The sequence below is a fragment of the Gordonia sp. 852002-50395_SCH5434458 genome (genome assembly GCF_001665905.1).
Classification (GTDB): domain Bacteria; phylum Actinomycetota; class Actinomycetes; order Mycobacteriales; family Mycobacteriaceae; genus Gordonia; species Gordonia jacobaea.
This window is the reverse complement of record NZ_LZTC01000041.1, coordinates 50,343-71,134: the sequence shown is the minus strand read 5'-3', so window position 1 is coordinate 71,134 and position 20,792 is coordinate 50,343. Positions and strand designations below refer to the sequence as shown.

The window sequence follows — 20,792 nt, the reverse complement described above, 5'->3', positions numbered from 1 at the left end:
TTGAAGGAGGCGCGGTGACCCGATCCGATCCCCGACGGCGGATCCCGCGCACCGACCATCTGCTGGCCGATCCCGAGATCGCCACGGCTGCACGACGACTCGGTGAGCAAGCCGTCCGCGGCGTCGTCCGCGATGTTCAGGAGTCGGCCAGGCGAGGCGACGTCGATCCCGACGACGTGCTGGGAGTCATTCGGGAAACACTCGTCCGACGCCGCGTCGGCACCGGACGGTCGGTGCTGAACGCGACGGGGGTCGTGGTGCACACCAACCTCGGTCGAGCACCGTTGTCGACGGCCGCACGCGATGCGGTCCTCGATGCGTGCGGCTACGTCGACGTCGAACTCGACCTGGAGTCGGGTACGCGCTCGCGTCGCGGCGTCGCGACCCGCGAGGCGTTGCTGCGCGCCTGTCCCGCCGCAGGCGACGCCCTGATGGTGAACAACGGTGCTGCCGCGATGGTGCTGGCCACCACCGCGCTCGCGGCCGGACGCGAGGTGGTCATCAGTCGCGGCGAGATGATCGAGATCGGCGCGGGTTTTCGGCTCACCGACCTCATCGAGTCGACCGGTGCGCGACTGCGCGAGATCGGGACCACCAACCGCACACACCTGCGCGACTACGCCGCAGCACTCGCAGACGGTGACGTCGGCTGCGTACTCAAGGTCCACCCGAGCAACTACCGGGTCAGCGGATTCACCGCGGAGGCGACCATCGCCGAGCTGGCGGAACTGACGGCCTCCCAGGGCGTTCCGCTCATCGCCGACCTCGGGAGCGGACTCCTCGTCCCCGACGCCGCGCTCCCCGACGAACCGGACGCGTCGTCTGCGCTGGCCGCAGGCGCCGATCTGGTGATCGCCAGCGGCGACAAGTTGCTCGGAGGTCCGCAGGCCGGAATCCTGCTCGGCGACGCCGATCTGGTCGGTCGACTGTCGAAACATCCACTCGCGCGGGCGGTTCGTGCCGACAAGCTCGCCCTCGCGGCGATGGAGGCGACGCTCGTCGGACCTCTGCCGCCGGTGGCCGAGTACCTGCACGCCGACAACGGGCGGTTACGTCAGCGGGCCGAGGCGGTCACCGCAAGAGTCGGTGAAGGCGTGAACGTGGTGCCCCACGACGGCAGGGTAGGCGGGGGAGGAGCTCCGGGAGTTCCGTTGCCCGGCTGGGCGATTGCGCTGCCGGAACAGACCGCCAAGGCGTTGCGCGTCGGCACTCCCGCAGTGCTCGCACGTGTCCACGACGGCGTATGTCTCGTCGACCTGCGATGCATCCCGGAGACGGACGACGAGATTCTCGCCGAAGCGGTCGCGCATGCGCTCGGCGTCGTCCGCGTGTCGGGGGCGACTGGCTGAGGTGTACGTCGTCGCCACGGCGGGGCACGTCGATCACGGGAAGAGTGCGTTGGTGCGTGCCCTGACGACGATGGAACCGGACCGCTGGGCCGAAGAGCGACGTCGAGGACTGACGATCGACCTCGGATTCGCCTGGATGGCAACACCATCCGGCGCCGACATCGCATTCGTCGACGTTCCGGGTCACGAGCGATTCCTCGGCAATATGTTGGCGGGAATCGGTCCGGCGCCCGTGGTGGCGTTCGTCGTCGCTGCCGACGAGGGGTGGAGCAGGCAGTCGTCGGATCATCGCGATGCGATCGCCGCGCTCGGCATCGATCGTGGCGTGCTCGTGATCTCGCGGGCAGACCTCGCCGACGCGGAGCGGATCTCCGACGTCGTCGCGCAGGCACGCGACGAATTGTCGGGGACAGGTCTCGCCGACGCACCTGTCGTCGTCACCTCGGCGTTGACGGGGCGTGGGATCGACGAGCTGCGCGAGACGATCGCAGACGTGCTGCAGCGCAACCCGTTTCCCTCAGATGCCGCACCCGTTCGATTCTGGATCGACCGTGCGTTCACCATCAAAGGTGCGGGTGCCGTGGTCACCGGGACGTTGTCGGCCGGGTCGGTGGGACGTGGTGACACGCTGGATGTGTTGACGGGCCGAGGCATTCGATCGGTCACCGTGCGTGGTGTGCAGAGTGAGAACACGCCGCGCGAACGTGTCGGGCCGGTGAGCCGGGTGGCGATCAACTTGCGCGACGTGTCGGCGTCGGACGTCGCGCGGGGTGATCTGCTGTTGAGTCCCGGGGTGTGGCGGCTGACCGACTGTGTCGACATTCGACGTGTCAGTGGTCCTGAGTTCGACTCGGTACCAAGCGCTCTGAGTGTTCATGTCGGCACGGCCGCGCTGCGAGTTCGGCTCCGCCCGTTCGACGCCGACCACGCGCGGATCACGCTCGAGCGAGCCGTTCCGCTGATTCTCGGTGATCGACTGGTGCTCCGCGACGCGGGCAGCGGTCGGATCGGTGGGGGTGTCGTGGTGGATGCGGAGCCACCGCCCCTGCGGCGTCGCGGTGATGCGGCGCGTCGAGCAGATGCGTTGTCGGGCATGAGTGATCGAGGCGACACACGACGTGAGGTCGAGCGTCGCGGTGCCGTAGCCGTCGAGCATCTGCGACGGCTCGGTGTCGTCGGAGCCGAGGCAACGCCGCCCGAGGGCGTGCGCGTTGTCGGGGACTGGTGGGTCGACGAGCAGGCGTGGGCGGAGTGGGTCGAACGGCTCCGCGACGCTGTTGATGCTGTCTATCAACGAGACTCGCTCGCAGAGGGTTTGCCTCGCGCAAGCGTGGGAGGCGTCGTCGGACTACCGTCGGATGCGCTTGTCGCGCCTCTCATCGCCGACGCCGGTCTGGACCATGCGGGCGGGTTCCTGTCGAAACCCGGTGTGGCGCGCGGACTCGGCGATGCGGAGGAAGCCATCGCGGCACTCGAGCGTCGGTTTGCCGACGATGCCTTTGCCGCGCCGGAAGCCGACGACCTCGCCGCACTCGGGCTCGGCCCCAAACAACTGGCGGCAGCCGAGCGCCTCGACAGGCTACTTCGGTTACGTGACGGTGTTGTGCTCTCGCCTCGATCGCCTGCGTTGGCGATGCGGGTTCTGGCTGCTATTGATCAGCCCTTCACGACGAGCGAGGCCCGAAAGGCATTGGGCACCACGCGCCGCGTCGCCATCCCCTTGCTCGAGCACCTCGACGAGCGCGGCTGGACACGACGCCTCGATGCGGGGCATCGCGAAGTGGTTCGGTGATCCTCGGATCGGGTGGCGGTGCAGTCGTCAGGTCCAGGTCTGCGAGAGCAGCATGGCGGTCAGAGCTTGGGCTGTGCGGTCGCAGAACTCGTCGCGCCCGGTCTCACCGAAGGTGAGAGCCTGCAGCAGCGTCTGGCCCACGAGGATGTCGAATGCCACGTCGAGTCTCTGTTCGACCTGGGCCGGATCATCACCACTTACGTGGACAGCCAGTCGCTCGACGAATACCGCTCGTGCGCCCGAATCGGCACGGTCGAGGAGCCGTTGGTACAACTCCGGGTCTTGTTGATAGTCGGAGATCAAGCCCGGTAGGGCTGCTCGGGTCACGGGGTCGGCGAGCGTAGCGAGAAACACTGTCGCCCATGCCCGAAGGTTCCTTTTCAGATCACCCTGGTCCTCGGGTAGCGAGACGCTGTCCGTCTGCCTGAAGGCGGCATCCTCGATGAGCATCTCGCGACGCGGCCAGCGCCGGTAGATCGTAGGTGCACCAACCCCCGAGTGGCGCGCGATCGCCGCGACGGTCGCGCCTCGATATCCCTCGTCGAGCAGTAGCTGTTTGGTCGACGCGATCACCGCACGATCCTTCTCGGGATCGCGGGGGCGGCCGGTGCCGCTGGTCGCTGACGTCATGAAGCGAATCTATCGGAAGCGGCTCCTCGTAGTTACATTACGTGTCAGCATGTAACGATAATCCGACGAAGGGTGTGACCGTTGCTTGTTCCTCACGATGAGATCCTGTGCCACCAAATGGCGACGACGTTCGACCATGTCGGTCAGAGCGACCTGCGCTGGGTCGAGCGGATCGTCATGTACGGCTTCGATATTTCCGGTGACGTCAATGTCATGACCGGGATGGCGAGATATCCCAATCGCAATGTGACGGATGCCTACGCGATGGTCACCCGAAAAGACGGCACCGCGCACGTTGCTCGAATGTCGACCGAATTGCAGCCGGAGAGTGCCGGAGCTCTCGGCGTCTACCAGATCGGACCGTTCACCTACGAGATCGAGGAGCCTCTGCGTGCGGTGCGAGTTCGTCTGGCGCCCAACGAGTCCGGAATCTCGCTGGATCTGAGTCTACGTGGTCGGTTCGACGCGTATGAGCAGACGCCGGCGTTTCATCGCAGTCGTGGACGCGTGCTCGAGGACGCACGACGCTTCTATCAGAATGGTGTGGTCGAGGGATTCTTGTCCATCGGGGACGAGCGCATCGAGATCGATTCGCGGAAATGGTGGTTCGGCCGCGACCACTCGTGGGGTGTGCGTCACGGCGGGGGTGGCGGCAGCATCTCCGAGGGCCCGGAGCGACAGCCCACCGAGATCCCCGACGGGGTCCTCTACTACATGGGAATCTTCGAATTCGACGACCAGCTTGTGCATTTCGCACAGCGCGAGGACAGCGCGGGGCGTCGCACCCAGTTCGAGGGCGAGCTCCTGTATCCGAGTGACACCCAACGCGCTCCCGGCCGCCTCATCGATGTCGAGCACGATCTGACTTTCCGCGATGATCTGCGTGTCGTGAGCGGAGGTAGTTTCTCGATCATTCGCGACGACCGTTCTCGCTCTCAGATCGAAGTCAAGCCGCTGACCGACTTTTGGCCAGGTATCGCGGGCTACGACGACTATCGTGGCTATGCCAGCGGGTATTGGCGTGGAACGGATTTCATCGACAGTTTCACCGTCAATACTCTGGAGATCGACGAGATCCGGCCGGCCTCGATGCTCAGCGAAACGCTGTGTGAGGTTCGGATGGACGGCAAGGTCGGCCACGGGCTCGTCGAGATGGTCTTTCTCGGCGCGTATCCGCGCTACGGCTACACCGGATGGTGAGCGGTATGGAACACGACGTCGAACAGCGTTGCGCTGAAACGGATCTGGCCGAGGTGCTGACTCCCATTCTTCGAGCGAGACTTGCGGAGGCGGCGTCGGCCGATGTGATCTCCTGTGTGCGAACGGAGACGGGGTATTCCACGGAGACGTTCATCGTGACCGTAGACGGGGTTGCCGAGCCGGACACACGGTCGCGCACTCGGCGATACGTCCTGCGACGACCTCCCCGGCTGGCGATCCTGCCCGACTACGACCTCGAAAAGCAGTTCCGTGTGATGCACCGGCTCACCGAATCCGATGTGCCGGTGCCGCGGGTGCGCTTCTTTGAGGCTGACCCTGCCGATCTCGGAACACCGTACTTAGTCATGGATTTCGTCGATTCGGTCTACACCGTCGGTGATGTTCCTCCGTATCATCAGGCGGGAATCTTTGCCGACACCGACGATGCGGGCCGGGCTCGATTGTGGAACGGCTGCGTGGACATGATCGCGCGGATACATCGTGCCGATGTCGGGCGAGACCGTCTGGGCTTCCTCCGTCTGAACACCGATTCGTCACCGGGCCCTGAGGGCCTCGCGCGCTATCTGCGCACGTCTATCGAATGGGCGTATGCGGGTGAGCCCATTCATCCGGGACTGCTGGGCGGGCTCGACTGGCTTGACGCCCATCTCTACGAACCACGTCGAATCGGCCTGTGCTGGGGCGACGCTCGAATGTCGAATCTGTTGTTCGGCAGAGACTTCGAGCCGGTAGCGGCGCTCGACTGGGAGATGGCATACCTCGGAGATCAGGCGGCCGACATTGCATGGATGTTGACCACGGATTGGATCAGCAGCCCGCATGAGGGGCACGCGCCATCGCCGGGTGTACCCACTGCCGCCGAGACCATAGCCCGCTACGAGGATGCGGTTGGTGGGCGGGTTGAGCACATGACATTTCACTTCATCAGTAGCGCGTTGCTGCTCGGACTTCCGCTCATACGCCTCGACAGGTCCATGGGGCTCGGCGGACTGCTTCCCGAGGTGTGTGCCAACAGAATCGAAGCGGTACTCGGCGGTGAATGCGACACTGCAGGGTAGGAGGTGCTCGATGAGTGCGGCAACGCGATTCCGCTTCTACACGGCCACGAGTCTCGACGGTTTCCTCGCCGACACGGCCGACTCGCTCGATTGGTTGCTCAGCCAGCCGATCGACGAGGACGGTCCGATGAATTACGCGGAGTTCATCGGCGACGTCGGAGCCCTGGCGATGGGGTCGACCACGTACGAGTGGCTCGTCGAACATGAAGTGGAACAGGGTAATCCGTGGCCGTACGAGGTCCCGACGTTCGTCTTCAGTACGCGCGACCTGACTGCTGTCGCCGACACCATCCGCGTGGTGTCCGGGTCGCCTGCGGATCATCGCGCTGCACTGGTCGACGCCGCTGCCGGACGTGACGTCTGGATCGTCGGCGGTGGCGACCTGGCCGCGCAGTTCTGGGCGTCGGGAATGCTCGACGAACTCGTGGTGTCGATCGCGCCCGTGCTGCTCGGCTCCGGGCGTCCACTGTTCACCGCGAGGTGCGACCTCGAACTGCGTGACCTCGCGCGCAATCAGGGATTCGTCTGCGCCCGATACGACGTCACGGCGTTCCGCTGAACGTTCCTTGCGCGTCGATATGACGTCGCCCACAGAAATATTGCGAGCAACTAGGTTGTGCACAATCTAAATCGGGCCTAGTCTTCTTCACGTGGGAAAGATTCGCCTCGACGACCATCTGTGCTTCGCGCTCTACACCGCGTCGCGCGCGATCATCGCCGCCGAGCGACCGGGTTTGCGCGAACTCGGACTGACGTATCCGCAGTACCTCGTGATGCTGGTGCTGTGGGAGGAAGAATCTGTCCCGATCGGCCGGCTCGGGGAGCGTCTACAACTGGACTCGGGCACCGTGTCACCACTGGTTCGTCGTTTGGAGTCGATGGGACACGTGGAACGTCACAGGTCTCCCGACGACGAGCGGTCGACGATCGTGTCACTCACCGAATCGGGCGCGGCGCTGGGCGAAAAGTCTGACTGCGTGATGGCCGCCTTGGTCGACGCGTTGACCGATCCTGTGGAATCCGATGCCGACTTCGACGTCGACGCGGCCGTCGAGCTGCGTGCGGCACTGCACCAACTATCTGATGTGTTGCGCGCCAACCAGGCTCGCTGAAAAGAAGGGATGTCACCATGAAGACTCTGTACACAGCCGAGGCGCTTGCGACAGGCGAAGGCCGGGACGGTCACGCCAGGACGAGCGACGGACAACTCGATCTCGACCTCGCTATCCCCAAGGAGCTGGGAGGTCCCGGCGGCGCGACGAATCCGGAGCAGCTCTTCGCAGCCGGCTACGCCGCGTGCTTCCACAGTGCGCTGCGCACCGTTGCGCGGGCTGAGAAGGCCGACGTCAGCGACTCGGCCGTTGGCGCCCGAGTGTCGTTGGGCTCCAACGACTCCGGCGGGTTCGAGCTGGCCGTCGTTTTGGAGATCTCGTTGCCTGCGCTGAGCGCAGACGACGCGCAGGCACTCACCGCTGCGGCCCATCAGGTGTGCCCGTACTCCAACGCCACGCGCGGCAATATCGACGTCACGCTGACACTCGTCGACGAGTAGTCACGACACCGGCGGTCGAACTCCAGATTCTCTGTCGGTGCCCACCGATACTCTGATACTCGAACATGTTGTCGATTGTCAGGGGGCATCGTGAACGCCAGCAGCACAACCATTTTCGACGACGCCGACCCGTCCGGGTTGGAGTTGGATCAGATCGCAGACCGCCTTGTGGGGCACGCCAGTCAGATCGCGAGCCTGACAGGGCGGTTCTTGCTGCTGCTGTCCGAGTTCGATCGCAGGAAAGGGTGGACGGGCGAGGGGATCATTTCTTGTGCGCACTGGTTGACGCTGCGAACCGGCTTGTCGCCGCGGACGGCACAGGAGTACGTGCGGGTGGCGCGCACGCTCGACGGTGTGCCCCGGATTCGGGATGCGTTCGTCGAGGGCCGACTGTCGTATTCGAAGGTGCGTGCGCTGACGCGAGTCGTGATGCCCGACCGCGAGGACGAGTTGCTCAGCGTCGCGTTGTCTGCCGACGCTGCTCAGCTCGAGCGGGTCGTGAGAGCTATTCGTTCGATCGATCAGCGTGAGCGAGAGGCGAGCGAGGGCGAGGTCGAATCGACGGCGTCGTGGGAGTGGAATTCCGACGGCACGTTGTCGGTGCGCATGCGGTTGTCGGCATTGGACGGGGCGTCGTTCCTTGCAGCGACGGTGCGTGCCGAATACGAACGAACGCGCACGTCGCCCGGTGACGCCGGACCGTCGGTGACGGATCTGGTTGCCGCACAGATTGATTCGGCAGGTAATTCTGACCGGGAGGCCGAGATCGAGGAGGCCGGCCTCGAGCCCGCCGATCAACGGTTGTGGCGGCATACCCCTGCCAACATTGCGCCCGCGGTGGTGCTGATGGCGGAGACGATGCAGTCGGCGATCGACGTGCCGACGTTCACTCCCGGGGCCGAGGTGGTCGTGCACAGCCAGTCGTCTGAGGCTGACTCGTACGTCGAGGGTGGGCCTGCGCTCTCAGCGGTCGAGGAGGCGGAGGCGTCGTGTTCGGGCACCAAGACCGAGGTGCGTCACGGAAGGCAGGGCAGCATCACGTCGTGGGGCCGTCGAACGCGGACGCCCTCGACGCGGACGCTGCGCGCGATCCTCGCTCGCGATGGTGGGTGCCGCTACCCGGGGTGTGGACGGACTAAGCATCTACACGCGCATCACGTCCGGTTCTGGTCGCGTGGTGGTGCCACGACTCCCGACAACCTGGTGCTGCTGTGTTCGTCGCATCACCGCGCGCTGCATCGCGGCGAGTTCTCGATCACGGCGCATGCGTTGCAGCAGTTCACATTTCATCGTCAGGATAATGGGCAGCTGATCGAACAGGCGCCGCCGATCAGTGCGCCACACGGTTGGCGGCCCGCGGCGATATCCGACGACGCGGTGGTCCCCGAAAACCCCGGACCGCTCGACCTGGGCTACACAACCGAGGTGCTGTACGCCAGTTGGCGTTTCAAGCAATCCGCCGCGGCCCGCGCCGACCGACCTGCCTCGCTGGCAGCCGCGTGACGACGTTCAGCGGAACGCTCGACGGACTCGCCGCGTGCCAGCGCGGACTCCGTCATGAGTGCCCCCAGTAGGGCTCGAACCTACGACCTGCGGATTAAAAGTCCGTAGCTCTACCAACTGAGCTATAGGGGCGGACGCCTCGGCGCTGCGGCCGACGCAGGAAGTGAGTTTACAGGTCGGCTACGCGGCGGTGCATCGACGGTGGGCTTGCAATTGTCGATGCCGTCGGCGTCGGATACGGGTATGGTGTTCGGAGGGCGTCAACTCGTGCGAAATGCAGTCTGACCAGCTGATTTGTGAATTGCGCGAGCGGTGTCCTAAGCTAAGTCGGCTCCCAACGGAGAACCGGCCCCCTTCGTCTAGCGGCCTAGGACGCCGCCCTTTCAAGGCGGTAGCGCGGGTTCGAATCCCGTAGGGGGTACAACTGGTCCTCTACGGGGGAGCAGGAAAATTGAAGATGGCCCTGTGGCGCAGTTGGTTAGCGCGCCGCCCTGTCACGGCGGAGGTCGCGGGTTCGAGTCCCGTCAGGGTCGCCAAAGGTTTCGGTTTTACGCCGGACCTCCTGGCCAGGTAGCTCAGTTGGTACGAGCGTCCGCCTGAAAAGTGGAAGGTCGTCGGTTCGATCCCGACTCTGGCCACCAGTTAGCTACTCGAAAAAGACCATCCGGCTTGCCGGATGGTCTTTTGCTTTCGATGACGGTAGCCCGAACCCTTGAGTGCCTGGGACCGATTCAGCGGGTGACCCCAGGCCCGTAGCGCTCCGCCATTCCGACAAGCCATTCCACTCCGACGGGGTTCGAGCTGTGCACGCGCACGATCGGAGGCCATTGGTCGTGCTCGGACAGGTAGAGGGCGATCGGCCGCGTCGTGTCGTCGCCGCCGAGGTCGTGATCCAAGGACAACTCTTCTACGACCGCCTCGCTCCGCAAGATCGCCAAGGCTTCGGCGCTCGATCGGGCAACGGTCCAGGTGTCGTCGGGCGGGTCGCGTAAGTCATCGACGTAGAGGCGCATCGCCGTGACGCTACGGGCGGGAATGACTAGGGGCTACAGAATTTCGCTCGCGCTCATCCCCGCAAGCCGCCCCCGAGTCGCGCCATCGCGGCCAAGTATCGCCGGGTCATCAGCCGCTGAGCGAGACGCGCGACGGGACCGCCGAGGCGGGTGTACCAGCGGGCAGGACGAGAGAAGGCGCGGACCGTCGCGACCACCGAGCCGTCGGCTCGTAGCTCGACCGCGAACAACTCCTCGCCACTCTCCGGATGCCCGGGAAGTGTGCCGTAGGCGAACCCGGCACGATCCGGCTCGTCGACGACGTACACCACCCGACAAGGAATGCGAACCGGCCCGAGAAACCACGCGGTGAGGACGATGACGGTGCCGACCTGCGCCGACGTCGTACTCGCGTGAACCTGCAGCCCGGCACCTCGCTGCATGCCGTACCGGAGAACCGCGTCGCTGATCGTGTCGAAGTCGGACTGGCCGTGACCGACGAGGCGCTCAGCCCGTACGACGTGAGCACGCGCCGGAGGCGTGCCGCGGGTCGCGCCGACCTCGTCGTACGTGAACGGCTCAAGCTCCCAACGGCCGAGGTCGGACATCACGCCATTCTAGTGACCGAGTCCGATTTCGAACTCACGCTGCACCGTCACGCGCAACAATCGCCTCATGTCGGCTCGGCAAACAACCGTCCTCGTGCGCAGCGTCTACGGAACAGCGGCGGTGCAGTGGTTCCTCATCTTCGCGATCGGCACGATCCTCGTGACGCGTGCCTACCTGCGTCTGACCGGCTACCCGCAGATCGGAAACGGCACGCTGCACATCGCCCACGCACTGTGGGGCGGGGCGCTCATGATGCTCGCGCTGGTCTTCGGTTGGCTCCTGCTCGGTTCGACGCCTCGCGTCGTCGCGGTGGTGATGGGCGGTATCGGATTCGGGCTGTTCCTCGACGAAGTGGGCAAGTTCGTCACCAAGGACAACGACTACTTCTACGGTCCATCGGCCGAGATCATGTACCTGCTGGTGGTGCTGATCTTGCTGATCAGTCGGTTCGTCCGCGATCTCAAGCGACCATCGGTGCCCGAGGCGATCGCGAACGCAGCGGTGATCGCGGCCGACGGTGTGGCGCACGGACTTCCGGAGAGTCGACGCCGCCAGGCCGCCGACCTTCTTGACTTCGCCGAGGCGCGCGACGCCGATCCTGCACTCGTGGCGCACATTCGCGGTCTACTCGACGCGAGCGTCGACACCCCGGACCGGTTGACCCGGGTGCGTGCGCGTGCGCTCGCGTTGATCCCGAGCTTCTTCCGACGACGCTGGTGGTTGACGCTGATCGGCTGGCTGCTGGTCATCAGCTCCGCACTGACGGTCATCGTGGGTGCGCTCGCGCTGTACGTGAATCACCGTGACTACGGGATCTATCTCGAACTCAGTCGCGACCCCACCGCGGCATGGATTCTCTTCGTGAGCGGCGTGGTGACGCTCGCGTGCTCGGCGTCGGCGATGATCGGTCGCCGCCACACCGACCGCGTCTGGCCGCTGCGCGCGCTACGGATGGCGGCGCTCGTCTTCACTATGGCCAACGCCCTCGTCGACTTCGCGCTCGACGGCTTCGGAGCGCTCTACAACCTGGCGCTCGGTCTGTTCGCGCTGGCGATCATCGACTATCACCTGCGAGCGGCAGTCGCGCGGGCGAGCGCGAACCACGAGCACGGACAGCTACGCGTTTAGCGCCCCGAACCGCCCATGCTGCGCGCATAGAAGTTCAACCCCGGTCGGTTGCTCAGCGCGGCGAGAAGAACCAGGACGATGAGGGTGACAACGATCGCGGACATGATCTGCCTTGTCTGGGAGAAGTTTTCGATTCGCAAGTGCGTCAATGGTGGCCGATCGTCGTGGTGGAGAAAAGGTTCGCCGATGCAGATCACGCGTGCGTCGCCAGTGTGTGTGCAGGCACATCGGTTAGCGATTCTTCGACCGTGGTGAACTGAATGTGTGACATCCATCGATCGCACGATCGCCACCGATCGCATCGCAGCACTTGAACGTCGCGTCGTCGACGATCCGGAAGCCCGACCTGCCGCGGTCGCCATCGTGATCTCGAATCAAGCCGACCGACAGGGGATCTGGGTTCTGCGCCGCCCACTGACCATGCGTCGCCATGCCGCACAGTTCGCAGTTCCCGGCGGACGCCTCGACCCGGGAGAGGGGATCGTCGACGCCGCGCTACGGGAACTGCACGAGGAACTCGGGGTAGCGCTCGACACCGACGACGTACTCGGACTGCTCGACGACTATCCGACGCGATCGGGCTTCGTGATGACGCCCGTCGTCTGCTGGGCGCCGGACGACGCGCCGCCTCCGACGCCGAGCCCCGACGAGGTGTCGGAACTGTTCTTCGTGCCTCTCGACGACCTACTCGACGAACCACGGTTCATCGCGATCCCCGAATCGCCGCGTCCGGTCATCCAACTCCGTATCCCAGGGCTGCGCCGCGACCCCGACGACTACTCGCCGAGCGGTCACTCCGCGTTGCTCCACGCACCGACAGCAGCGGTGATCTATCAGTTCGTCGAGGTCGTCCTGCGAGGTCGCGACACCCGCGTCGACGGCTTTGAGCAGCCAGTATTCGCCTGGAAATAAAAACTTTGCCCCGGTGGAATGAAATCGGACCGCGGTCCGTTTAGAATGAGCGATGGGCCGAGAAGACGGTCCACGGACCACAACCCGAAACGACAAGAAGCCGAGGAGTTTCACCATGACCACAAGCACCGTCAAGGCCCCCATCGAGGCCGGCGTCTGGAACATCGATCCCACCCACTCGACCGTCGGCTTCGTCGTGAAGCACCTGATGGTGAGCAAGGTTCGCGGCAAGTTCGAGTCGTTCAGCGGAACCATCACCGTCGCCGAGGACGGCACCCCTTCGGTGCAGGCCGAGATCGACGTCACGACCATCACCACCGGAAACCCGCAGCGTGACGGCCACATCAAGTCGGCCGACTTCTTCGACGCCGATCAGTTCCCCAAGGCGACCTTCGTCTCGACCAGCGTGCGCCCCGACGGTGACAACTTCGTGCTCACCGGCGACTTCACCCTGCACGGCGTGACCAAGTCGGTCGACCTCGCACTCGAGTTCAACGGATCGAACCCGGGCATGGGCCAGGGCGCTGTTGCCGGCTTCGAGGCAACCACCGTGATCAACCGCAAGGACTTCGGCATCGACATCGAGATGCCCCTCGAGGGTGGCGGCGTCGTCGTCGGCGACAAGGTCACCATCAACCTCGAGATCGAGGCGCTCAAGGCGCAGGCCTGATCCCTTCAAGACCACTCGTGCGATGAGTCGATGACCTCGACATGACGTACGAGTCCACGGCCGGTGCCGTTCCCGTTAGTCCCCCGGGTGCGGCGCCGGCCTTTTTGGCGTTTCGGCTTGCGTCGTCACACACGATCGAGTTCTGATCGCGGCATTTCGCCTGTCACAATGAACTGTCTTATGTGACACAACAGGCAGAAAGGCGCCTCGGTGCATCCGCAACGCTCCCGCGACCACGATGACAGGTGGTCTCGCGCGCGGCGTCGGTACTCCACATTCGTGTGGGGCGTCGAGCGACCTCCGACGTTGCGCGAATGGGGTGGCATCGGCCGGGCGGAGCGTATTCGGCTCGCCCGCCGCGCGAGCGTGATCGCCGGTTCGGCAATCGTCGGCAGCAACGTGCTCGTCGGCCTCGAGACGTTCCTGCTGGTCCAGCTCGCGTACAACGGTGGCCAGATGACGTTCGCCACGACGCTGGGCGCACCGAACTTCCCGGCCGTCGTCGCAGCGATCGGTGTTGGCCTCGTGGTCAATGTGGTGCTGGTCTTCGCGGTGATGGTGCCGCAGTTGCGCTGGTTCATCAGCGGCGAGCAGGCCGATCGGGAGCGTCGACGATCCGTCCAACGAATTCCGTTCGCGCAGGCTGCGGCGACGATTGTCGGCTGGCTACTGGCCGTGCTCAGCTACGTGTTGCTGTCGTTGGACAGGCTCAGCGCCGACGACCTGCTCGGCGTCGCGGTCGCCTTCGCGCTTGCCGGTCTGTCGATCGGATGCCTCACCTACCTCTTCGCCGAACGCTCGGCCCGCCCGCTACTGATCATTGCGCTGCAGGATCACCCGGCGACCCATGCGGTGCAGGGCGTGCGAGCCCGTATGGCAGCGGTGTGGGCGATCAGTTGCCTCGTGCCGATGAGCGGATTGCTGATCATCAACCTCGGGAGGGGATCGGGACTGTTGCCCCCGGCTGCCGGCCGGATCGATTGGACGACGGTGGTGCTGGCCGCAGTCGGCCTCGCTGCGGGAGTGCGCGTCATCATGCTGGTCGGGCAGGCCATCATCGATCCGCTCACCGAACTGCGGCACGCGGTGCAGCGGGTCCAGGATGGCGACCTCACCACCCACGTCGACGTGTACGACTCGTCGGAGCTCGGCGTGCTGCAGCACGGCTTCAACGAGATGGTGGAGGGCCTCGACGAACGTGAGCGGATGCGTGAACTGTTCGCGCGGCACGTCGGCGACACCGTCGCGCAACTCGCCATCGAACACGGCGCAGGGATGCACGGATCGAACTGTCAGGTCGGGGTGCTGTTCGTCGACATCGTCGGATCCACGACGCTGGCCGAGCATCGGGCGCCGGAAGATACCGCGGCGCTGCTCAACTCGTTCTTCTCCGTTGTCGCCGATGTGGTCGATAGACACGGCGGCTTCGTCAACAAATTCGAGGGCGACGCGGCGCTTGCTGTGTTCGGTGCCCCTGTCGAACTCGACGACCCCGCGGCCGCGGCACTCGCCGCCGCGCGCGACCTCGCCAGGGGCCTGACCGAGGCGCTCGAGATCCGGTGGGGGATCGGGGTTTCCTACGGAACCGTGTTCGCCGGCAACATCGGTGCCGAACGGCGCTACGAGTACACCGTGATCGGCGACCCGGTCAACGAGTGTGCCCGTCTGTCGGAGGCGGCCCGCAGCGGTCGGTATCCGGTTCTTGCCAGCGGCGACGCGATAAACGCGTCGGAGGACGAGAGCGAACACTGGACGGCGGTTGATCGTCGAGTGGTGCGCGGGCGCAGTGAGATCACCGAGATGTATGCCCCGATCGGCCTCGACGGCCAGACCCCGTTGTCGATCGGCGGGTTGATCTCCGGACTGCTCGGCCCCGCGATCCGGATGGCGACGGGCTCGTCCAAACACTCCGATAAGTGAACGCGCGCAGCTTATTTCGGTAGGCGCAGCGGGATGTCGGGAAGGCCGAGCACGTCGATCAGGACCGCGGGCGGCAGGTGCTTCAGTGCCCCGACGAGGGGCATGTCTGGTGCTCGATAGACGTACGGTGTTGGTTGCTCGCCGACGATGACGCGCGCGATGTTGTTGAAGGCATCGGAGTTCGGGTCGTCCCAGTAGTCGCCGTGGCCTGCGGTGCCTTCCACGAGCCGCCGGGGATGCTGTCCGTCACCACCGAAATAACCCGAATCCATGCGCGTCACACCAGGGGCGGTGTCGGGATCGGCGCCGTGCGGGTTGCCGGGTAGCGACTGGATGCCCTGGATGAGGTCGCCCGGTGCGGTCATCGAGAACCGCTCGACGCGCGGATTGGCGTTGTCCCACCCGCCCTCGAACACTCCGGTGCCCGCCGACGACGCATAGATCACCCGATCGGCGCGCAGTCCCAACTGTTCGGCCGATCCGACGACCGAACCCCCGTAGGAGTGGCCGATGAACGTGGTCTTCGCGTCGGGGGCGTGGCGGGCGATCTCGGCGTCGAGTTCACGACCGAAATCGACGAGTCCCGGTGCCATGCTGCGAGCGAAGACGGGGTCGGCTGCAGAATTGTCCAAGGACTTCTCCATCCCCGACCGGATGCCGTCCCGCGCACCCGGCATGCCGTCGCGCAGCCCGCCCTCCAGTCCGTCGAGCGCGGCGGAGGGCGCACCCTCGTAACCCATCTTCTGCGGCAGTTCACCGTTCATATAGACGAAGACCGGCCCGTCGGTTTGCTTTGCGAGGTTCCACGCGGAGTTGCTGTTGCGCAGGCTGCCATTCATGTTGCTGTTCGTTCCGGGTACCACCACCGCAGCGTTACGTGTGTCCTTGTTGAAAGTGCCGATCATCTCGATGAACCGGCCGTTGCCGGTGTTGTCGAATGCGATGAATCTGCGCTCGGTCTTGTTGTCGTCGGCGAGGTAGGCGCCTGCGTTGTCGCGGTCGATCGCGGAGGCAGGGTCGTTCTTCTGTCGCAGGAAGTCGGTCAGCATCTGTGCGCGTTGACCCTCACCACGTCCGGCTGCGATCTCCGCTGCCAGTGCGGTGCGGATGTTGATCTCGTTGGCATCGGCGCGGGTGTCGAACGGCACGCCGTCGAGGTTGCCCATGACGTTCGGATCGGCCTGGATCAGACGACGCACGTCGGTGGGACTCATTGACTCCAGGTACTGGCGTCGGTGTTCGGCGGGTAGGTTACGCAGATCGGCGACCACCCGGTCCGGGTCGGCGCGGGTGCCGCCGGGCAGCGTGACGTCGGGCTGTCCGTTGACCATGGCTGCGATGTCGGATGCCAATTCGCCGATCCGACGGCCGTAGTCGGTGTCGAATTCGGTGAGGGTGTCGATGCCGATGGCGATCCGGTTCTCGCGGACGAAGGCGTTCATGTCCTCGTCGGGATCGGCGTGGGTCACCTCGCCGGTGTCGGACACGGTGAACCCGTCGGCGATCGCGTTGTCGACCTCGCGGATCAGATACGCCCGTGCATGGGCGATGTCTGTGGCGGCGTCCTTGGCCTCGTCGGCGATCTGGTTCAGCACATTACGTACCTCGGAGGCGTGGTCGCGTTCTTCGGTGATCCGCATCTGCGCGGCGTCGTGGGTTGCGCCTCGCCACGAGGCGGCGTCGTTCAGTGATCGCTCGACTGCCGCGAGGGACGTGTCGAGCGTCTGAGCCGCGGCCTGTGCGGCCGCGCCTGCGGCCGAGATCGCGTTGGTACTCCATCCGCGCACCGCTGAGATGGTCGGTTTCATCAGCGGGTCGGCACACTGCGTAGGGATGCCGCTGCGCGATCGTCGCGATCGATCGCCATGGCGTTGAACGTGACGAGCGAATCGGCCAGTGTCGCAAGTCGAGCCGAGATCGAGGCGATCGTCGGAACCGCCGAGGTCGACGCCGAGTGAAGTGCCGTCGTCACGTCACTCATCGCACCGGACACCGACGACAGCGCGTCGAGTTTCAGATCCGCCACGACCTTCGATTCACGTCGCCATGCACTCGCGGTCTGTTCGATCTCCTCGGGTCGAACACCGAAAGGTGCTCGGGCAGAGGAGGATTGGTCAGTGTCTGATCGATTAGGGCCGGGTCCAGGAGTAGGGGTGCTGTCCTCGCGGTCCGGCTTCCTCGCTCTGTTGAGGAGTTCGGCCAAACCTTCTCCGATGACATCCGCCATGCCATCGAGCGGCAGTTGAGGTGCTGTCACGTGTCGGTCCCCCTGATGTCACGGTCAGATGTTCCCGTCGGCTGGCACCGACGGCACAGACTCTGACGCACCCAAGGGGGCAAAGGTTCCAAAAATCTTTGGGTTCCAAAGATCTTCTGGGAGTCTCCCGCTCACCACACGCCGGGTGGGCGGAACTGCACGCTCATTCGCGCCCCGACGCCGCGGACTTTCGGCACCGCGTGCTCCCAGGTGCGTTGACAACTCCCGCCCATCACCAACAGATCGCCCGCCGACAACGTGAATTTCAACGACGCTCCGCCTCCGCGCGGACGCAGTGCCAACGGGCGCGGTGAGCCGAGGGAGACGATCGCGACCATCGTGTCGTGCGTGGCGCCACGCCCGAACCGGTCGCCGTGCCACGCAACCGAATCCGACCCGTCGCGATACAGGCACAGGCCCGCGGTCACGAAGCCCTCGCGCAACTCGTCGCGGTAATGCGCTGTCAGGGCCGCTCGCGCGTCGGCGAGTAACGGGTCGGGGAGTTCGTCACTCGCCTGGTAATTGCAGACCAGACGCGGGACGTCGACAACCCTGTCGTACATCCGACGACGCTCTGCCCGCCACGGAACGACGTCGCGCAGAGCGTCGAAGAGGTCGGTGCTGCCTGCGATCCATCCCGGCCGCAGATCTACCCACGCGCCGTTGGTCAGGACTCGACGCTCGACGTGCGATCCGAGATCGCGCAGCCGCGGTGACTCGGCGTCGAGGTCGAAGATCGATCCCTGGACTCCTGCGCTCATGGACGTCAGCCTACACCGATATCGAACGTGTGTTCGCAATGTAGTCGCAGGCGCTCGCGTGGGACGTCGCTCACAATCGCGGCTCGGAGGTGGCACATCGGCCGGAACGATCTGTATACCGGAGCACAAGTGTTAGCAACTAACACTTCTTAGTTGCTACCGGAATGTCGGAGTCTTCTCGAGGGAGTGCACAGATGGCGTCGTTGTTGTTTCGGGTGGGACGGTTCTCGTTCCGCCACAAGTGGTGGGTGATCGGGGCCTGGGTGGTCATCGCCGCGTTGCTCATCGGGCTAGTGGGCGCGTTGAATCCGAAGTTCGCGAAAGACTTCGAGCTTCCAGGAACCGACTCCGGGACCGCGACCTCGCAGGTCGAGGAGTACTTCCCCGAGGCGATGAAGCAGCAATCGCAGGCGTCGACCAGCGTCCTCGTCGCCGCGGACGACGGGCTGGCCGCCCATTCCGGTCAGATCGACGCACTCGTCGCCGACCTGCACACCCTGCCCGACCTCACCGACAAGGCAACGGTGCTGAACCCGGTCACCGTCGCCGCGGCCAAACCCGAGCTCGCGTCGTCGGTTCTCGGTGACGGCGGCAAGGTCGGTTTGATCCAGGTGCGGCAGAACATCGAGCTGACCGACCTCACCGTCGAGAACAAGAAGCAGTTGACCGACATCCTCGAGAAGCATCGGGGCAATGGCCTGCAGGTCGAGGCCACGGGCTCGCTGATGAGTGTCATGGAGGCGGGCGGCAAGGCCGAGCTGATCGGTTTCGCTGTCGCCTTCGTGGTGATGATCGTCGCCTTCGGGGCGCTGGTCGCCGCGTTCATCCCGCTGATCACCGGACTGATGGGCGTGATGATCACCATCATGCTGCTGCGGCTGAGCGCCGAGGTCATGACGGTCAACGAGACCGCGACCGCGATCGTCACCATGCTCGGCATCGCCGTGTCGATCGACTACGCGCTGTTCATCGTCTCGCGCTACCGCGGCGAGGTGAAACGCGGCGGAGACAGGGCCGACGCCGCGGGTCGCGCGGTCGGTACGGCAGGCTCCGCGGTGGTCTTCGCCGGTTTGACCGTGATCATCGCTGTCGTCGCGCTGATGGTGGTCGGGATCCCGCTGATCACCCAGATGGGGGCGGGCGCCGCCGTCGCGGTGTTCATGGCCGTGATCGCCGCGCTCACCCTGATCCCCGCGCTGCTCGGCGCCGTCGGACGTTTCGCGTTCACCCCGCGCATCCCGTGGATCAAGCACGCAGAAGAATCCGACACCGCCGACACCAACGGAGTTCGCTTCGGCCGCATGGTGGTTCGACGACCGATCCCGTTCATCGTCGCGGGTCTCGCGGTGCTGGTGCTCGCGGCGATCCCGGTCGGCAAGCTGCAACTGGGACTCTCGCTCTCCAGCGACGACGAGGCCCCCGCCCAGGCGCTGCTGCAGCGCGGCTTCGGTGAGGGCATCAACGGCCCGCTGCTCGTCGTGCTGCACTCCGAGGACGGCACGGTGGAGAAGGCTGCCACCGAGACCGTCGCGCACATCAAGTCGCTGCCCGACGTCGCCAATGCGTCGACGATGACGTGGCTGGGCAACGGCACACCGCAGCCGAATGTCGGGGCAACCGCCGCGCTGATCTCGGTGACGCCCGAGAGCGCGCCGTCGGATCAGGCGACGCACGACCTCATGGAGCAGATCCGCGCGTTCAGCCCCGAGGCTCAGCGGGCGGGGGCAGAGCTGCACGTCGGTGGCCAGACGGCGATCATGTCCGACCTGTCCGCCAAACTCGACAAGGCGCTGATCCCATATCTGATCGTGGTGGTCGGGTTGGCATTCCTGATCATGATCGCGGTGTTCCGGTCGATCTGGGTCCCGCTGATCGGAACGATCGGCTTCATCTTCTCGGTGTTGGCGACGTTCGGTGTGACGGTCGCGATCTTCCAAGAGGGTTGGTTCGGTCTGATCGACAACACCAAGCCGATCCTGTCGTTCCTCCCGATCTTCCTGATCGGCGTGGTGTTCGGCCTCGCGATGGACTACCAGGTGTTCCTGGTGACGCGAATACGCGAGGAGTACATCCACGGGATGAGTGCGAAGGACGCGATCATCGCCGGCTACCGGCACGGTGCGCGTGTCGTCACATCGGCGGCGATCATCATGATCAGCGTGTTCGCCGCGTTCATGCTCTCGCCCGACACGACGGCCAAGATGCTCGGCTTCTCGCTGGCAACAGCGGTCCTGTTCGACGCCTTCATCATTCGCATGATGGTCGTGCCCGCTGTGATCACTTTGCTGGGCGATAGGGCATGGGGTCTGCCACGATGGCTGGACAAGCTGGTTCCCAACCTCGACATCGAGGGTGAGAAGGTGCGCGACCGAGGCATCCCGCAGGCGAGCACCGACGAACCTCGCGAGGTGGCCGCGGCGTCGAGTTGAGCGGACTGG

19 protein-coding genes and 4 tRNA genes are annotated in these 20,792 nt (G+C 65.1%); 16 read left to right on the top strand and 7 right to left on the bottom strand.

Annotation, left to right across the window (positions count from 1 at the left end; translation table 11 throughout):
• Positions 1 to 14 precede the first annotated feature (14 nt).
• Both selA and selB read left to right on the top strand, forming a co-directional pair.
• Positions 15 to 1,349, top strand: coding sequence for an L-seryl-tRNA(Sec) selenium transferase (gene selA / locus A5785_RS10105; RefSeq protein ID WP_049697780.1), 1,335 nt, complete (start codon positions 15 to 17; stop codon positions 1,347 to 1,349).
• A gap of 1 nt (position 1,350) precedes the next feature.
• Positions 1,351 to 3,141, top strand: a complete 1,791-nt coding sequence (selB, locus tag A5785_RS10100) for a selenocysteine-specific translation elongation factor (RefSeq protein WP_049698060.1) — start codon at positions 1,351 to 1,353, stop codon at positions 3,139 to 3,141.
• Positions 3,142 to 3,168: 27 nt separating this feature from the next.
• Here selB and A5785_RS10095 read toward each other — a convergent pair whose 3' ends face one another.
• Positions 3,169 to 3,771, bottom strand: coding sequence for a TetR/AcrR family transcriptional regulator (locus A5785_RS10095; RefSeq protein WP_049697781.1), 603 nt, complete (start codon positions 3,769 to 3,771; stop codon positions 3,169 to 3,171).
• 81 nt (positions 3,772 to 3,852) lie between these two features.
• Here A5785_RS10095 and A5785_RS10090 point away from each other — a divergent pair, with 81 nt between their 5' ends.
• From A5785_RS10090 to A5785_RS10065, 6 genes are all read left to right on the top strand, one after another.
• Positions 3,853 to 4,971, top strand: a complete 1,119-nt coding sequence (locus tag A5785_RS10090) for a hypothetical protein (protein ID WP_049697782.1) — start codon at positions 3,853 to 3,855, stop codon at positions 4,969 to 4,971.
• A gap of 5 nt (positions 4,972 to 4,976) precedes the next feature.
• Entirely contained in the window at positions 4,977 to 6,050 is a 1,074-nt protein-coding gene (locus tag A5785_RS10085; RefSeq protein WP_049698061.1) for a phosphotransferase family protein, read from the top strand.
• Between the two features lie 10 nt (positions 6,051 to 6,060).
• A complete protein-coding gene (locus A5785_RS10080) occupies positions 6,061 to 6,609 on the top strand; it encodes a dihydrofolate reductase family protein (protein WP_049697783.1) in 549 nt (182 codons plus the stop codon).
• 91 nt (positions 6,610 to 6,700) lie between these two features.
• Positions 6,701 to 7,162 (top strand): MarR family winged helix-turn-helix transcriptional regulator, encoded by a 462-nt coding sequence (locus A5785_RS10075; protein ID WP_049697784.1) that lies wholly within the window; start codon positions 6,701 to 6,703, stop codon positions 7,160 to 7,162.
• 17 nt (positions 7,163 to 7,179) lie between these two features.
• Positions 7,180 to 7,602 (top strand): organic hydroperoxide resistance protein, encoded by a 423-nt coding sequence (locus A5785_RS10070; RefSeq protein WP_005204332.1) that lies wholly within the window; start codon positions 7,180 to 7,182, stop codon positions 7,600 to 7,602.
• A gap of 90 nt (positions 7,603 to 7,692) precedes the next feature.
• Positions 7,693 to 9,105: an HNH endonuclease gene (locus A5785_RS10065; RefSeq protein WP_231894250.1), complete on the top strand. Its 1,413-nt coding sequence runs from the start codon at positions 7,693 to 7,695 to the stop codon at positions 9,103 to 9,105.
• Positions 9,106 to 9,164: 59 nt separating this feature from the next.
• Here the strand turns inward: A5785_RS10065 and A5785_RS10060 are convergent.
• Positions 9,165 to 9,237 (bottom strand) — tRNA-Lys (locus tag A5785_RS10060).
• A 216-nt stretch (positions 9,238 to 9,453) separates the two neighbouring features.
• On the opposite strand from A5785_RS10060, the gene A5785_RS10055 reads away from it, so the two are divergent.
• From A5785_RS10055 to A5785_RS10045, 3 genes are all read left to right on the top strand, one after another.
• Positions 9,454 to 9,526, top strand: a tRNA-Glu gene (locus A5785_RS10055).
• Between the two features lie 38 nt (positions 9,527 to 9,564).
• A tRNA-Asp gene (locus tag A5785_RS10050) sits at positions 9,565 to 9,641 on the top strand.
• Between the two features lie 28 nt (positions 9,642 to 9,669).
• Positions 9,670 to 9,746, top strand: a tRNA-Phe gene (locus A5785_RS10045).
• Between the two features lie 90 nt (positions 9,747 to 9,836).
• On the opposite strand, the gene A5785_RS10040 is transcribed toward A5785_RS10045, so the two are convergent.
• Positions 9,837 to 10,118 carry a cyclic-phosphate processing receiver domain-containing protein gene (locus tag A5785_RS10040; protein ID WP_049697786.1) on the bottom strand — a complete coding sequence of 94 codons (282 nt, stop codon included), beginning with the start codon at positions 10,116 to 10,118 and terminating at the stop codon, positions 9,837 to 9,839.
• Positions 10,119 to 10,171: 53 nt separating this feature from the next.
• Positions 10,172 to 10,705 (bottom strand): DUF1990 family protein, encoded by a 534-nt coding sequence (locus tag A5785_RS10035; protein ID WP_049697787.1) that lies wholly within the window; start codon positions 10,703 to 10,705, stop codon positions 10,172 to 10,174.
• Between the two features lie 67 nt (positions 10,706 to 10,772).
• Here A5785_RS10035 and A5785_RS10030 point away from each other — a divergent pair, with 67 nt between their 5' ends.
• The 4 genes from A5785_RS10030 to A5785_RS10010 all read left to right on the top strand — a co-directional run bounded on the left by A5785_RS10030 (position 10,773) and on the right by A5785_RS10010 (position 15,336).
• The gene (locus tag A5785_RS10030; RefSeq protein ID WP_049697788.1) at positions 10,773 to 11,834 is read left to right on the top strand and encodes a hypothetical protein; all 1,062 of its coding nucleotides are present in this window, start codon (positions 10,773 to 10,775) and stop codon (positions 11,832 to 11,834) included.
• Positions 11,835 to 12,098: 264 nt separating this feature from the next.
• On the top strand, positions 12,099 to 12,746 hold the full coding sequence (locus tag A5785_RS10020) for an NUDIX hydrolase (RefSeq protein WP_049697790.1): 648 nt from the start codon (positions 12,099 to 12,101) through the stop codon (positions 12,744 to 12,746).
• Positions 12,747 to 12,861: 115 nt separating this feature from the next.
• A complete protein-coding gene (locus tag A5785_RS10015; protein ID WP_049697791.1) occupies positions 12,862 to 13,416 on the top strand; it encodes a YceI family protein in 555 nt (184 codons plus the stop codon).
• 210 nt (positions 13,417 to 13,626) lie between these two features.
• Positions 13,627 to 15,336: an adenylate/guanylate cyclase domain-containing protein gene (locus A5785_RS10010; RefSeq protein WP_197494555.1), complete on the top strand. Its 1,710-nt coding sequence runs from the start codon at positions 13,627 to 13,629 to the stop codon at positions 15,334 to 15,336.
• Positions 15,337 to 15,347: 11 nt separating this feature from the next.
• Here A5785_RS10010 and A5785_RS10005 read toward each other — a convergent pair whose 3' ends face one another.
• The 3 genes from A5785_RS10005 to A5785_RS09995 form a co-directional block, all read right to left on the bottom strand.
• Complete coding sequence (locus A5785_RS10005) at positions 15,348 to 17,144, bottom strand: alpha/beta hydrolase (RefSeq protein WP_049697793.1); 1,797 nt, start codon at positions 17,142 to 17,144, stop codon at positions 15,348 to 15,350.
• Complete coding sequence (locus A5785_RS10000; RefSeq protein WP_053117365.1) at positions 17,144 to 17,362, bottom strand: hypothetical protein; 219 nt, start codon at positions 17,360 to 17,362, stop codon at positions 17,144 to 17,146. The genes A5785_RS10005 and A5785_RS10000 overlap by 1 nt, the downstream gene beginning before the upstream one ends.
• 362 nt (positions 17,363 to 17,724) lie before the next feature.
• Positions 17,725 to 18,354, bottom strand: coding sequence for an alpha-ketoglutarate-dependent dioxygenase AlkB (locus tag A5785_RS09995; RefSeq protein ID WP_049697794.1), 630 nt, complete (start codon positions 18,352 to 18,354; stop codon positions 17,725 to 17,727).
• Between the two features lie 194 nt (positions 18,355 to 18,548).
• Here A5785_RS09995 and A5785_RS09990 point away from each other — a divergent pair, with 194 nt between their 5' ends.
• On the top strand, positions 18,549 to 20,783 hold the full coding sequence (locus A5785_RS09990; protein ID WP_049697795.1) for an MMPL family transporter: 2,235 nt from the start codon (positions 18,549 to 18,551) through the stop codon (positions 20,781 to 20,783).
• Positions 20,784 to 20,792: the final 9 nt, after the last annotated feature.

Excerpts from the sequence above, each read along its gene's own strand:
- A5785_RS10095 (WP_049697781.1), bottom strand. The coding sequence starts at position 3,771 with ATGACGTCAGCGACCAGCGGCACCGGCCGCCCCCGCGATCCCGAGAAG.
- A5785_RS10085 (WP_049698061.1), top strand. The coding sequence starts at position 4,977 with ATGGAACACGACGTCGAACAGCGTTGCGCTGAAACGGATCTGGCCGAG.
- A5785_RS10080 (WP_049697783.1), top strand. The coding sequence starts at position 6,061 with ATGAGTGCGGCAACGCGATTCCGCTTCTACACGGCCACGAGTCTCGAC.
- A5785_RS10070 (WP_005204332.1), top strand. The coding sequence starts at position 7,180 with ATGAAGACTCTGTACACAGCCGAGGCGCTTGCGACAGGCGAAGGCCGG.
- A5785_RS10040 (WP_049697786.1), bottom strand. The coding sequence starts at position 10,118 with ATGCGCCTCTACGTCGATGACTTACGCGACCCGCCCGACGACACCTGG.
- A5785_RS10035 (WP_049697787.1), bottom strand. The coding sequence starts at position 10,705 with ATGTCCGACCTCGGCCGTTGGGAGCTTGAGCCGTTCACGTACGACGAG.
- A5785_RS10030 (WP_049697788.1), top strand. The coding sequence starts at position 10,773 with ATGTCGGCTCGGCAAACAACCGTCCTCGTGCGCAGCGTCTACGGAACA.
- A5785_RS10015 (WP_049697791.1), top strand. The coding sequence starts at position 12,862 with ATGACCACAAGCACCGTCAAGGCCCCCATCGAGGCCGGCGTCTGGAAC.
- A5785_RS10005 (WP_049697793.1), bottom strand. The coding sequence starts at position 17,144 with ATGAAACCGACCATCTCAGCGGTGCGCGGATGGAGTACCAACGCGATC.
- A5785_RS09995 (WP_049697794.1), bottom strand. The coding sequence starts at position 18,354 with ATGAGCGCAGGAGTCCAGGGATCGATCTTCGACCTCGACGCCGAGTCA.
- A5785_RS09990 (WP_049697795.1), top strand. The coding sequence starts at position 18,549 with ATGGCGTCGTTGTTGTTTCGGGTGGGACGGTTCTCGTTCCGCCACAAG.